The sequence below is a fragment of the Psychromonas aquimarina ATCC BAA-1526 genome (genome assembly GCF_000428725.1).
In the GTDB taxonomy this organism is placed as follows: Bacteria; Pseudomonadota; Gammaproteobacteria; order Enterobacterales; family Psychromonadaceae; genus Psychromonas; species Psychromonas aquimarina.
In genome coordinates, this window is sequence record NZ_KE386791.1 from 260823 (window position 1) to 273766 (window position 12944).

Sequence of the window (12944 nt, forward strand, 5' to 3'; positions counted from 1 at the left end):
TAATAGTTGTTTATAAAAAGTTTGTTCAGCTGTAGAACTCGATTAGTATTCTATACTTTAGCAATAATTATTAATGGAAGGGCGCGCTATGCGTTTAATCAGTTTTGTGTTTGTCCTGCTTATTTCCGTTTATGCGAGCAGTATATATAACGATATACATAAAGCTTCAGGGAGGAATAAAGCAACGGTCACTATTGCTGTTTCCAAAACACCATTATCAGCGCCGTTTTATATTGCCGAGTCGCAGGGTTATTTCACAGACAGTTGTGTCAATGTGGTAATTAATGATGTGATCGGCGGCAAAAAAAGTTTTGAGCAAGTTGTAACAGGTGATGCTGATTTCGGCACTAGTTCCGATTCTGTGATTGTTTTTCAAGCTCTGCAGCGCGATGATTTTGTGACCCTGGCAAGTTTTGCGCAGTCCGATAATGATGTCAAGATGATCAGCAGGCTGAAAAATAATATTTCCGAAAGCGCGGATCTCGCTGGTAAGCGTGTCGGGCTGACCAGAGGAACTGCCTCTGAATACCTGTTAACCACCTACCTGGCGCTTGCCGGGTTAACCATAAGCGATATTAGCCTGCACCCGCTTTCTCCCGATGAACTGCCGCAGGCGCTTGTACAGAATAAGGTTGATGTGATTGTTCCCTGGGAGCCCTATGCATTTATGACTGTAGAGTTGCTTAACTCGGATGCGCGGACACTGAACACCAAAAATTTACATACATTAATGTTCAATCTTATCTCACGGCGCTTAACTGACACAGAGAAAGTTGAACAGGCAGTTTGTGTTATGCAGGCTTTAAATGATGCGATCAATTATATCGCAGCTGAACCCGATAAATCTCGAAAAATAATAGTTAAACGTATTGGAACATACCAGAAGTTTATTGACTGGGTTTGGCCGGATTACATTTTTAAATTGAGTTTAAACCACTCTCTGTTGATGAATTTTCAATCACAGTCCCTGTGGATCCATGATTCTGGTATCTCAAAATCTGTCGAACTGCCTGATTACAGAATGTTTCTTGATACTCGTGTACTGCGGCAAGTGAATCCAATGGCGGTAAAATTATAATCTTGAACAGCGTCTTATCCGACTGCTGAAGGGGGAATATATGGGACTAACACAGCGTTTATATCTATTCAGCCTTGCCTGTTTCGGTTTAATGATAACTGTCTTTTATATTATATTCTGGTCATGGATTACACTGAGCACGGCTATGTCACAGGTTGATTATACACAGCGTGTTGGTGAAGCTGTTGACCAGCTGCAGCTGAATATATTTAAAGAGCATGTTTCATCTTTAAAAGACTGGCCTGATACCTGGATGGCTGATCAGCAGAACTTTACCCGAATTATCTCTTCTGCACCGGCTCTGACCCCGCAGCAGCAGACACTGCATAATAGTATTGTCAGTCAGAACGGCAGTTTAATCATTCTTTTTAAACAGATAAAAAAAATAGCGCCAGAGGATAAGAGCGGCAAAATCGCAGCTCATCTTAATGCACGTCTGCTTACGCAGATAGAATTGATCCGTGAAGACTGTCTGCAGCTGGCTTCCAGTACAGAATTAACCCTGCGTAATACGATTAGGGAGCTGTTTTATCTACTGGTTGCGGTATTCAGCATTACCGTCTGCGGTCTGACCTGGGGGATCATCAATGTCAGTAAAGTATTTAACTCGTCAATTAAAGATCTTGAATATGGTATTGCTAATATTTCGCAGGGTAATTATAAGCAGATTACACTTTCTCAACAAAGTACTGAGTTTAATAAATTTGCGGCAGAGTTTAATGCGATGAGTAAAAAACTGGCCGAAACAACGGTTTCCCGAGATTCCTTACAGAAACTGGTGCAGGACAGAACAGAAGCTCTGGTTACTATATCTAATACCGATCAGCTGACCAATGTTGCCAACCGCCGCGCGTTATATGAAAGAGGGCAGGAAGAGTTCCTGCGTGCTCAGCGTCATCAGTTTCAGCTTACTTTGTTAATGATAGACTGCGATTATTTTAAGAATATTAATGATACCTACGGGCATCTGGCCGGAGATCAGGCTCTGCAGCATTTATGCCGGGTTTTTGAAAAGGTAATTCGCGATGTTGATTTTTTAGCTCGATATGGTGGTGAGGAATTTGTCATTATCTTACCGCACTGTGATGAGGCGGGGGGAGTAGAGAGCGCTAAACGCCTGCAGGCGGCATTAAGCCGTCATCCTTTTGTGATGAACACCTTAACTGTAGATATTACTGTGAGCATTGGAATTGTCGTAAATTCGCCGACATATGAGAGTTTTGATGTCTTACTTAATGATGCTGACGAAGCCTTGTTTGCAGCAAAAAATAATGGGCGCAACCGCTTTGAGATAGCAAGGAAACCGTTAGTTCAAGGGGAAAACGTGGTAAATTTTAATAAAAAACCACGTTAAAACGTGGTTTTTTATTAACAACTATACAGGAGCTGCTTATTCAGGCAGTACTGCGTTGTGATAAACATTCTGCACATCATCACAGTCTTCTAACATGTCCATGAATTTTTCAAATTTCTCTACATGTTCAGGAGTGATATCAGTATCAGTCTGCGGCACAAAGGTGACTTCTTCAACATCTAGTTCAAGATCCGGGTAGGTATCATGAAGTGCTGTTTTTGCTTTGTAGAATTCCGTATGCGGGCAAAAAACCGAGATTTTACCGTTTTCACTTTCAACGTCAGTAACATCAACGTCAGCCATCATTAACTCTTCTAATACAGCTTCATCATCTTCGCCGTCAAAAACAAATACAGCCTGATGCTCAAACATATGCGCCACTGTGCCCGTTGAGCCGATTTTTGCGCCTGTTTTCATAAAGCAGTTACGCACATCGGTCCAGGTACGTTTGTTATTATCCGTTAAACAGTCAACGATAACTGAGCAGCCGCCGGGGCCAAAACCTTCATAAGTTGCACGTTCGTAATCTTCACCGCCGCCGCCTTTGGCTTTTTCAATAGCACGTTCAATAACATGTGTCGGTACCTGGTCTTTTTTCGCGCTTTCAATTAAACGGCGTAATGAAAGGTTGCCCTCGGGATCGAATCCGCCGTTTTTCGCAGATACGTAAATTTCTTTACCATATTTTGAATAAACTTTAGTTTTTGCGCCCGCAGTTTTAGCCATAGACTCTTTACGGTTTTGATATGCTCTTCCCATCTGATCAGACTCTTTTTGTTAGTTGGTTAAAAATATTGGTAGCAATTTTACCTTGTTAGGGCGCTGTTAGGCTAGTCTGACATCAATAAAAATTGAGCCAGGTAAATTTTTGCTATGCTTATCTGAGTTAATCGATTGAAAATCAGTCAAAGGGAAGTTCATGCACAATAAGATTGCTGAAATATTTAAACAGCTTAACCAGGTATTATTAGGAAAAGAGCCGCAGACTAAATTAGCGTTAGTGTGTTTATTAGCCGACGGGCATCTGTTAATTGAAGATTTACCGGGCATGGGTAAAACCACCCTGGCTTCTGCATTAGCACAGACACTCGGACTTGATTACCGGCGAGTACAGTTTACCAGCGATATGCTGCCTGCTGATATTCTCGGCGTATCCATATTTGATGCAGCTAAACAACTGTTTAATTTTCATCAGGGCCCGGTTTTCTGCCAGGTATTACTTGCCGATGAGATAAACCGTGCTAGTCCGAAAACACAAAGCGCATTATTAGAAGCAATGGAAGAGCGCCAGATTTCTATTGACAGTGACAGTTATCCGTTACCGCGGCCGTTTTTTGTTATTGCAACACAAAACCCCTTAGATCAGGCCGGTACTTTTCCATTACCTGAGTCGCAGTTAGACCGGTTTATGATGCGTATTGCCTTAGGTTACCCGGATCAGAGTTCGGAGTTAGCTATGCTTAAAGGAGAGGTTTTTTCTGATAAAAAACTGAGCTTAGATGCGCTTATTGATCTGGACACTTTGTTTGCTATGCAGAAGGCCGTAAGAGCAGTACAGGCAGGTGATAATGTATTACATTATCTGCTGCGTTTAATTAATGAGAGCCGTTACAGCGGTACCTATGCTAATCCGTTATCTCCCCGGTGCAGCAAGATATTACTGCAGGCTGCAAAAGCAATGGCTTTTATAAATCAGCGCGATTATGTTATTCCGGAGGATATTCAAGCGGTATTCATTGCGGTGACCGATCATCGTTTAGCAGGTATTTCGGCCGGACATGGTGATAATGTACTTAGCCGTACCCTGCTTGACAGCGTGGATCCGTTAGACTGATGATCAATAAAAACTATTTTAAAAGTTTAATGCAGACTCGTTTTGAGAGCTGGTTAAAAAGACGTATACCGGCGGTTAAAACAATTACTTTAAATCGCGGTAATACATTTATTTTCCCTTCCAGAGCGGGTTTTTTATATATATTAACCGTTTTAATGCTGTTCCTATTAGGTACCAATTATCAGAATAATCTGATCCTGTTTGTGGTATTTTTCCTCTGCAGTTTTATGCTCACCTGTCTACTGTTAAGTTATCAGAACCTTGCGAATCTCACACTGACAGCAAATCCGGTAAAAGCACAGTTTGCCGGCCAGGACTGCTGCTGTTCATTACGAATCAGCAGACAAAGGGGCAGGGCGCAGCAGGTACATTATGAATTTAAAAAATCCAGCTCACCCCTGCAGTCAATTCTGACTGAAGAAAGTGCTGTACTTTACGCATTGTCAAAAAAACGCGGCTGGTTTGAGCCGGGCAGGGTGACGGTCAGTTCACGCTTTCCCTTCGGATTATTCTCTGTCTGGACACATATCGATTTCGGGTTTAAATGCCTGATATATCCGCAGCCGCTAGAACAATATTGTGTTGTGCAGACTCTGCCCGGTAAACAAACAAACAATGGACTGCGCAGTTTTGATAGTGGTTTTGAGCAGTTTGCCATGCTTAAGTCTTATCAGCCTGGAGAGTCTTTAAAATCAGTGGCCTGGAAACAAGTCGCACAGGGTCGCGGTATGCTTAGTAAACAGTTTGAACAGTCACAGGGCGGAGATGTTATTTTAGACATTGACGATTATGCTTTTCTGGATTTAGAAGCAAAACTCAGCGCACTTTGTTATCAAGTGATTGAGTTATATAAAAATAATGTTAGTTTTGTTTTAAAACTGAAGGATCAAGTGATAACTGCTGAGCATGGCTCGGACGGAAAAGCCACATGCTTACGGCAGCTGGCTCTTTACGGAGCCGGGCAATGAAGGAATTTCTTACCCGGCAGAGTTTAGTGCTTATTAATCTCTCTTATATCGCGATTGCCGCTTCTTTATTTAATAATATAAACCCGCTTCTGCTTATCTTCGGCCTGTTATGTGCAGCCTGGCGTATTGTTTTATTTTACGGGCGGGTTTCTATATTACCTAAACTGCTGTTAAACAGTGCTGCATTACTGAGCACTTTTTTAATCATAGTGCTGGTTTATAAGCAGGGTTTATTTAGTGTTATGCTGCATCTTATATTGTTAGGTTTCAGCCTTAAATTTTTAGAGTTGAAGTCCGAACGTGATGTGCATTATTTTGTGAATACCGGTTTTATATTAGTTGCCCTGTTTTTTATTTTTAACAGCAGTATTGTTACCTCGCTGCTTGGCGGGGGACTGATTCTGTTACTATTAGCGGTTTTACTTAGTATTCATGCTCCGCACTGTCTTTTTGCCGAACAAAGTAAACTGCTGTTTAAAAGTGCTGCGGTCAGCCTTCCCTTAGCAGTAGTGCTGTTTATTGTCATTCCCCGTTTACCTTCGTTATGGAAAGTACCTTTACAAAAACAAGCAGCAACGGGCTTAAGTGACAGTGTAAGTCCGGGAGAAATTGCGCAGTTAAGCCGTTCCAGTGAGCTGGCCTTTCGTGCTTCGTTTACTGGTGCTCCTGTAGAAGAAAGTGAGCGTTACTGGCGAGTTATGATATTAGATGCCTTTGACGGTAGAACATGGTCGCAGTCAGCGGTCAAAAAAGAGGAAGAAAAAACCGTATTAAATGGGGAGAGCAGTCTTTACGGTTTGAGCGGCAAACTCAATAGTTATGACTTAATTCTTGAGCCGCATTATAAAACCTGGATTCCGGCTCTTGATTTTTCTCAGGTTTCTTTTAGTGCCGTCAACCTGTCGGATTATTCACTGCGCAGCAGGCAGCCGGTTTTTAAAAGAAAAGATTTTACTGCTGATTTATACCAGTCAGTAAATTCAATATCACTAAGTGCAGAGCGCCGCTTTCAGCTGACAAAGCTGCCTGAGCAGGGAAATGAGAAAACTCGCTTGTGGCTTGCCGCTCAATTAAAGCGGGGACTGTCAAAGGATAAAGTACTTAAACTGCTGCTTGACGGTTTTTCTGCACAGGCTTTTCGTTATACGCTTCAGCCGCCTGTACTTGGTGCAGAGCAGATCGATGACTTCCTGTTTTCAACCCAGGCTGGGTTCTGTGTTCATTATGCAGGTGCTTATGTTTATGCAGCACGAAGCTTAGGCATTCCAGCCCGCATGGTAACCGGTTATCTTGGCGGGGAGTGGCAGGCAGATCTGAATTTTTTGACTGTGCGTCAATATGATGCCCATGCGTGGGCAGAAATATGGCAGGATGGCCAGTGGCAAAGAGTAGATCCTACCGCTTATGTTGCCCCTGAACGTGTAGAGCTGGGATTAGAAGGTGCGTTATCGGACAGCAGTGAATTTTTAGCCGGCCAGTATCTGTCATTACAAAAATGGCGCCATATTAGCTTTTTAAATGATTTACGCTTGAATTTAGCCCGGCTGGATTATTTATGGGCTGTCTGGGTTATTAATTATGATAATAAAAAACAGCTTGAGCTGTTAACATCCTGGTTTGCACAATATGCCTGGCTGAATATGCTCTACGGCATATTGGTTATGATGTTGTGCGCATTTTTGTTTGTGGTGCTGATCACTTTTAAACCCTGGCAGAAGAAAAAAAGAGAAGTTGAAGACCGCCTTTATCTGCAGCTGCAGGCTTATTACGCAAAGCTTGGAGTAATACGCGGCAAAGGTCAGACTGTTAGTGATTATGCTGAAAATATCAGGCTGTCAATTAATCGTCCTACACCATTATTTGAGAAGTTTGCAGTCAATTATAACCGTCTTAAATATCAGGCAGGTTTATCAGCCGGACAGCGTACCAAGCTTATCAAAGAGCTGCAGGCTCTCAGTAGACAGATACGTGCTGGTAAGAATTAATCTGCGGGGCAGACAGTTTTAAGGTAAAAAAGGTTCGGCGGACAATTTATACTCTTGAACCTGAATTTTGGTTGGACCATAGCTGCGGGCGGAGCGGAACACGTCGCGTCCTATCAGCACTGAAACATCATTATGCAGCTCTTTTGCGGCGATAACTTTAGCCTGGTCAAAATATGCCTGTAAGGCAGTTAAATAATCTTCCAATTGCGCATTGAGCTCAAGAATTCGCTTTTCAGCGTGATCTTTGGTGAGCAGTAAGTTGTCGCTGATCTCCTGTTTCTTTTGACTGTCCGGGAAAATAGCTATTTTACGCTGTGTATCTGCGACGCTTTGTAATTTTTCTTCGGCGGCTGCTATTGCTGCTTTGATCTGTTTTTTATTTTCCATTAATTTTGGATACTCACCGATAAGATCAATCGTTGTTCTGGTGCCGGCACTTGCGCCGAGTGTAACTGTATTTACACCTTTGCTTGTACATAATAAGCCGCCTAAAATGGTTCCTTTCATACCGCTGTCATCTTTAACGTTAATTTCTCCTGCGCAGATAACATGGCAGTGCAGCAGCTGGTTTTTTATATTGAGCTCCTGACCTGCGTGGATTTTTGAATACTGGCTGAGATTGGCCGCAACCGTTCCCTTACAGTTTATATTACAGGAGAATTTATCACTTCCCGGTTCAATCTGATGCCCCAAAATACCTTTACTTACAATCAGATCACCGCCGCATGTGATATCTGCAGATTCAATAAAACCGGCAACCGTAATATCTCCCGATGCATTGACTTTCATGCCGTCACAAATATCACCAGTGACTATAACGCTGCCTTCGTAGTCCACATGACCGTTACCAACATCAACATTGTCTATGGTTAATACATCGTCGACCATCATGCCGTTGCTCAGTACTTTTGGGATACCGGCAATGGAAGCAGTAAGCAGGTTAGGATCCGTTGATGAAATTTCAGTGTTTTCGCCGACTTCTAAAGAAAAGTCTTTACCAGGCGTGTGTTTCACTATTTCGCCGGTAACCGTTATGCCCGAGCAGCCTTCTGTATGAGGATGTTTACGCATTAATTCACTGCCGGGTTTGACTGTAATTAATTCACCTAAATTGCGCATATCCACACGATCCTCGGAGATTTTTTTTGGTCTTAACAGCCGTTCCCTTGGTGTTTCTACTAAACGCTCAAATGTTGCATCAGTACCATTAACCGGCTGCTTACCTTTGGCTATTGTCGCCTGGTAAACCGTTCCGGGTTTTGCCTGTGCAGATTTATTGACCAGTAAATGTAATGTTTTTTCACTAATACCTGTATTAATCTCTAATTCATCCATCTCCTGTTTTAACTGCTCCAGTGTGACTGCAGAACCTGCATAGGCGCACACAATACGTGCTTTAGCCTGCATTTTTAAGGGATCAAAAGTGATGCTTAACTGTGCATCCAGGCGGTCAGCAATGGCAATAGACTCAAGTTCTGCACTGCGTTCCTTTTCACTTTCAAGACGCTGAAAGCTTTGTACCGCTTGTTTAATGCCGTCAGTATTTAATTTAAGACTGGTATAATCAGACTGGTGGAAAATTTCAGTCAAACTGGCTTCATTAATCTCCTCTTGAACAGCGGTGATCAAGAGTAATAATTGCGATTTATCAGTAGATAAACGAAGCAGGTTGGTCGAAAGGGACTGTTTATTTTCCATGAAAAAATTCTTCTAATTACTGATCCGAAGGAGTTCAAAGCACTAAAACCTTACAGTGCACATATTGTTAATATATCCCCATATGTTAATAAAACTAATATCGATATTAAAAAAATAGAGCCGCAGTAACAATAATTGCAGGGCGTCTGCGTGAAACAACGGCCGCATCACAAAACAATTGAGTATCTTTAAATTGTAGTCAAGATATAAAAGCAGTGCTGATTGTCGGTATCTGCTTAATCTCGGCACTGGAAGTACTCTGCTTTATGAACTGCAGGATAACATTGAACAGCCGACTTTATCTCGCGCCCAGTCGGGACGTTTTTTTGCGTAGTCCTGAAATTCGGCTTGTTCTTTATAGGGTGACTGCAGTATCAGCTGAAGCTTGTGAATTTCGCTAAAATCTCCCTGTTCAGCAAGTTCTATCGCCTGCTGGGCAAGATAGTTGCGTAATACGTATTTAGGATTAACCTGGTTCATTGCCTCGGCACGCTGCACCTGTGTTAAACCATCATAATTAAGACGGACAAGGTAACGTTTCAGCCACGAAGTAAAATCTTGTAAATAACCTGCTTCAAGTTCATGCAGTTTATAAAAACAGGGGCCCAACAGTGCCAGCCACTGTTCATGCGCATCTGTATTTAAGTCATTTGGCAGTGTCGCCAGCAGGCGGTAAAAGATGGTCATATCTGTTTCGACTGTAGTTAATAGTTTTTCTAAAGATTGAAACAAGTACAGGTCACTTTGCCCCTGGTAGTCCTTAAAGCCGAGTTTTGAGGCCATCATAGTGCGCCAGCTGTTTTGATAATTAAGTGCAAAGTCACTCATAATCGCCTGCAGCGGCTCTGCTTCGCCGATTAATGGAAATATGGCATTAGCCAGTTGAAATAGATTCCATTGACCTATTTCTGCCTGTCCGCCAAAACGATAGCGCTTTTCATATGCATCTGTAGTATTCGGCGTCCAGTTGAGATCAAAATCATCAATCCAGCCGTAGGGACCGTAATCAATGGTCTCACCAAGTATGGACATATTATCGGTGTTCATTACACCATGAACAAAACCGACACGCATCCAGTGCACTATCATTGCGCTGGTTCGCTGAGAAATTTCACTAAACCAGGCGAGATAGATTTCCCTAGTAAAATCAACGCCGTCGATTAATAAATGGGGGAAATCTGTTTTGATACTGTGCTGCACCAGTTTAGTTAAAAGCTTTTCTTCACCGCGGGATGCCGGAAGTTGAAAACTGCCGAAACGCAGAAAAGAAGCGGAAACGCGGCAGACGATCGCACAGGGCTCAAGGGATGCGTTGCCGTCATACATTTTATCACGTACAACTTGTTCACCGCTTAAACACAAACTTAATGCCCGTGTTGTTGGAATACCTAAATGAAACATCGCTTCTGAGCATAAAAACTCGCGAATTGATGAGCGTAATACTGCCATGCCGTCCGCCTGACGGGAATAGGGCGTTTTGCCGGCCCCTTTAAGCTGCAGCGTCTGATGACCTAAAGATGTAGTTGTCAGTTCGCCAAGGTTAACTGCCCGTCCGTCACCTAACTGCCCGGCCCACTGACCGAACTGATGTCCGCCGTAACAAAGTGCATAGCTCTGCATACCGGGTAATAATTTGTTACCTGTCATCACCTGCGGGAATTCACTGCCTTTTATATCCTGCTCAGAAAAGCCTAACTGCTTAGCGAATAACGGCGTTACCGCGATTAATTTTGGTGCTGATGTTTTTGCTGCCGAAACAAAGGAAAATGCGGCATTTTCAACACTTCTGCAGTAATTATCAGTTTCTGAATCTGCGGGTAGATTATTAATAAAACGGTTGTCAAAAGAGAGGGCATTCATTGCGGTTGTTACTTTTTATAAGGTTAGATATAAATAGTATACTATTTTGCTGGGGTATGTGCAGGAAAATAAACGGGACTATCTGCTCTAAAATAATAATCCCGGTGCTGAATATCTTGCTGTAAGAGGATTATTTTTCTGCAGCGACTACAGATATTTCGACTAATAAAACATCGCGCGCCATAGATGCTTCAACACATGCACGGGCTGGAGCGAATCCTTCCGGCACCCAGGCATCCCAGACTGCGTTCATCGGCGCAAAATGCTCGGCCATATCTTTAACGTAGATGGTTGCAGAGAGTATGTGCTGACGGTCACTTCCTGCTTCAATCAGCAGCTGATCTACTTTATCCAGCATAGTCTGCGTTTGTTCAGTAATATCTTTAGATGCATCTGCACATACCTGTCCGCACAGGTAAATCGTACCGTTATGTTTAACAATACGGCTCATGCGCTGTTTAGTTTGTATTCTTTCAATCATTATCTTTCCAAAGGGTTATAAGTGATTGATCTAGTTTAAACATTACAGATAATAAAAACGAGTGATATAATCACCATTAATATAAATAATTTAAGTCTATCTCCATGAAAGTGCTCAAGTATGTAAACCATTATCCCGCTCATATTGTTGATCAGGTTGAATCATTAGTTAAACAAAAGCAGCTGGCTGCTTACCTGATCAAAAAATATCCCTGTAAACATACAGTTAATAGTGAAAAAGCACTTTATGATTACGTTCAGAATTATAAAAAAAGGTATATAAAACAATCCGCACCAGTCAGCAGAGTGAGTTACGATGCTAAACTGCAGCTGGTCAAACATGCACTAGGCACACATACCTATGTATCCCGCGTGCAGGGCGGAAAATTAAAGGCTAAACAGGAGATTCGTATCGCTTCCTTATTTAAAGAAGCACCGCAGGTCATGCTGGATATGATAGTGGTGCATGAATTAGCCCACCTCAAAGAGAAACAGCATAACAAAGCATTTTATAAATTGTGTCTGCATATGCTGCCCGAATACCATCAGTTAGAGCTGGACACACGCCTGTTTCTTATTGAAACAGAGCTTAACGGTCCGCTTTATAAATAGTTAAAGAGAAGCTTTAAGTTTTTCCATACCCTGCTCAATCGAAACCAGAGGCTGGTAATCAAGATCATGTTTAGCCGCGCTGATATCAAAATAGTGGCTGGTTGACAGCTGACGAGCGACAAAACGGGTCATTATCGGCTCTTCCTTTTTGCGCAGTCCTAAATACAGCCATTCTAATACTGTACCGACAGCATAAGCGAGAGCCGCCGGTATTCGTTTAGTGATCGCTGGCAAATCCTTACAAGCCAGGATTTTATTAAGCATATCAGCCATCAGGATCGGCTGATCGTTACTTAAAAAATACGCTTTTCCGGCACAGGCTGGAGATGTTTCACTCAGTTTTACCGCCGCTAACAGGTGTGCATATACCGCATTATCGATATATATAGTATCAACAAGTTTGTCTGTTTTACCGACCAGCTTTAATCTTCCTGCCTGTGCGCGCTCCAGCACGCGCGGCACCAGATGCGGATCACCGGGGCCCCAGATTAAATGCGGGCGCAGGGCAACGGTTTTAAGACCGGCTGAATCTGCCTGCAGCACACTCTGCTCAGCCGCTGCTTTAGATAAACCGTAAAAATTTAAATAGCGCTGTGCGTAGGGTTGAGATTCATTAATACCGTCTTCATCCTGGCCACAGAAGGTCACACTTGGCGTACTGGTATATACCAGGCGGGAAATATTAAGTTCGCGGCAGGCTTCAATGATATTCTCTGTGCCGTGTACATTCGGCTGAAAATAAGAATCTTTACTGCCCCAGACTCCCGCCTTCGAGGCAACATGAAAGACCAGATCACAGCTCTGCATCGCCTTTAACAGAGTCTGTTTATCTGCGATATCACCTTGAATTAACCGCACGCCCATATCTTTGAGTTCCGGGTAACTGCCGCGCGCAAAACCAACCACATTAATATCGGCGGCGCGCAGGTATCTGCATAATGCTTTACCTAAAAAACCGCCGGCACCGGTAACAAAAACAGACTTTACCTGGCCGGCAAGCTGTTTTAATACAGCCTGCTGTTTTTCATCTAACTGATTGAACGGGGGAGTTTCATTAAAAGGCATTATTAAGGGT

At 42.8% G+C, this 12944-nt stretch carries 11 protein-coding genes; 6 read left to right on the forward strand and 5 right to left on the reverse strand.

Annotated elements, in window-relative coordinates; all coding sequences use genetic code 11:
• Positions 1–88: 88 nt before the first annotated feature.
• Together G337_RS0120605 and G337_RS27980 are read left to right on the forward strand one after the other, a co-directional pair.
• Complete coding sequence (locus tag G337_RS0120605) at positions 89–1078, forward strand: ABC transporter substrate-binding protein (RefSeq protein WP_169719649.1); 990 nt, start codon at positions 89–91, stop codon at positions 1076–1078.
• A 40-nt stretch (positions 1079–1118) separates the two neighbouring features.
• A complete protein-coding gene (locus G337_RS27980) occupies positions 1119–2432 on the forward strand; it encodes a sensor domain-containing diguanylate cyclase (RefSeq protein ID WP_051303464.1) in 1314 nt (437 codons plus the stop codon).
• Between the two features lie 36 nt (positions 2433–2468).
• On the opposite strand, the gene G337_RS0120615 is transcribed toward G337_RS27980, so the two are convergent.
• Positions 2469–3191 (reverse strand): YebC/PmpR family DNA-binding transcriptional regulator, encoded by a 723-nt coding sequence (locus G337_RS0120615; protein WP_028865516.1) that lies wholly within the window; start codon positions 3189–3191, stop codon positions 2469–2471.
• A gap of 160 nt (positions 3192–3351) precedes the next feature.
• Between G337_RS0120615 and G337_RS0120620 the strand changes: the two genes are divergently transcribed.
• From G337_RS0120620 to G337_RS0120630, 3 genes are read left to right on the forward strand one after another with little or no spacing between them, the layout of a single operon-like run.
• Positions 3352–4266 carry an AAA family ATPase gene (locus tag G337_RS0120620; RefSeq protein WP_028865517.1) on the forward strand — a complete coding sequence of 305 codons (915 nt, stop codon included), beginning with the start codon at positions 3352–3354 and terminating at the stop codon, positions 4264–4266.
• The gene (locus tag G337_RS0120625; protein WP_028865518.1) at positions 4266–5234 is read left to right on the forward strand and encodes a DUF58 domain-containing protein; all 969 of its coding nucleotides are present in this window, start codon (positions 4266–4268) and stop codon (positions 5232–5234) included. The genes G337_RS0120620 and G337_RS0120625 overlap by 1 nt, the downstream gene beginning before the upstream one ends.
• Positions 5231–7219 (forward strand): transglutaminase TgpA family protein, encoded by a 1989-nt coding sequence (locus G337_RS0120630; RefSeq protein ID WP_028865519.1) that lies wholly within the window; start codon positions 5231–5233, stop codon positions 7217–7219. Before G337_RS0120625 ends, G337_RS0120630 begins: the two co-directional genes overlap by 4 nt.
• An 18-nt stretch (positions 7220–7237) precedes the next feature.
• Here G337_RS0120630 and G337_RS0120635 read toward each other — a convergent pair whose 3' ends face one another.
• From G337_RS0120635 to G337_RS0120645, 3 genes are all read right to left on the reverse strand, one after another.
• Entirely contained in the window at positions 7238–8917 is a 1680-nt protein-coding gene (locus G337_RS0120635; protein WP_028865520.1) for a flagellar assembly protein A, read from the reverse strand.
• Positions 8918–9181: 264 nt separating this feature from the next.
• On the reverse strand, positions 9182–10777 hold the full coding sequence (locus G337_RS0120640; protein ID WP_028865521.1) for a protein adenylyltransferase SelO: 1596 nt from the start codon (positions 10775–10777) through the stop codon (positions 9182–9184).
• 130 nt (positions 10778–10907) lie between these two features.
• Complete coding sequence (locus G337_RS0120645) at positions 10908–11258, reverse strand: RidA family protein (RefSeq protein WP_028865522.1); 351 nt, start codon at positions 11256–11258, stop codon at positions 10908–10910.
• A 104-nt stretch (positions 11259–11362) separates the two neighbouring features.
• On the opposite strand from G337_RS0120645, the gene G337_RS0120650 reads away from it, so the two are divergent.
• A complete protein-coding gene (locus tag G337_RS0120650; protein ID WP_028865523.1) occupies positions 11363–11869 on the forward strand; it encodes a M48 metallopeptidase family protein in 507 nt (168 codons plus the stop codon).
• Here the strand turns inward: G337_RS0120650 and oleD are convergent, their stop codons facing one another.
• A complete protein-coding gene (gene oleD / locus G337_RS0120655) occupies positions 11870–12934 on the reverse strand; it encodes a 2-alkyl-3-oxoalkanoate reductase (protein WP_028865524.1) in 1065 nt (354 codons plus the stop codon).
• Positions 12935–12944 lie beyond the last annotated feature (10 nt).

Coding starts and splice junctions, on each gene's coding strand:
- G337_RS0120605 (WP_169719649.1), top strand. CDS start 89: ATGCGTTTAATCAGTTTTGTGTTTGTCCTGCTTATTTCCGTTTATGCG.
- G337_RS27980 (WP_051303464.1), top strand. CDS start 1,119: ATGGGACTAACACAGCGTTTATATCTATTCAGCCTTGCCTGTTTCGGT.
- G337_RS0120615 (WP_028865516.1), bottom strand. CDS start 3,191: ATGGGAAGAGCATATCAAAACCGTAAAGAGTCTATGGCTAAAACTGCG.
- G337_RS0120620 (WP_028865517.1), top strand. CDS start 3,352: ATGCACAATAAGATTGCTGAAATATTTAAACAGCTTAACCAGGTATTA.
- G337_RS0120625 (WP_028865518.1), top strand. CDS start 4,266: ATGATCAATAAAAACTATTTTAAAAGTTTAATGCAGACTCGTTTTGAG.
- G337_RS0120630 (WP_028865519.1), top strand. CDS start 5,231: ATGAAGGAATTTCTTACCCGGCAGAGTTTAGTGCTTATTAATCTCTCT.
- G337_RS0120635 (WP_028865520.1), bottom strand. CDS start 8,917: ATGGAAAATAAACAGTCCCTTTCGACCAACCTGCTTCGTTTATCTACT.
- G337_RS0120640 (WP_028865521.1), bottom strand. CDS start 10,777: ATGAATGCCCTCTCTTTTGACAACCGTTTTATTAATAATCTACCCGCA.
- G337_RS0120645 (WP_028865522.1), bottom strand. CDS start 11,258: ATGATTGAAAGAATACAAACTAAACAGCGCATGAGCCGTATTGTTAAA.
- G337_RS0120650 (WP_028865523.1), top strand. CDS start 11,363: ATGAAAGTGCTCAAGTATGTAAACCATTATCCCGCTCATATTGTTGAT.
- oleD (WP_028865524.1), bottom strand. CDS start 12,934: ATGCCTTTTAATGAAACTCCCCCGTTCAATCAGTTAGATGAAAAACAG.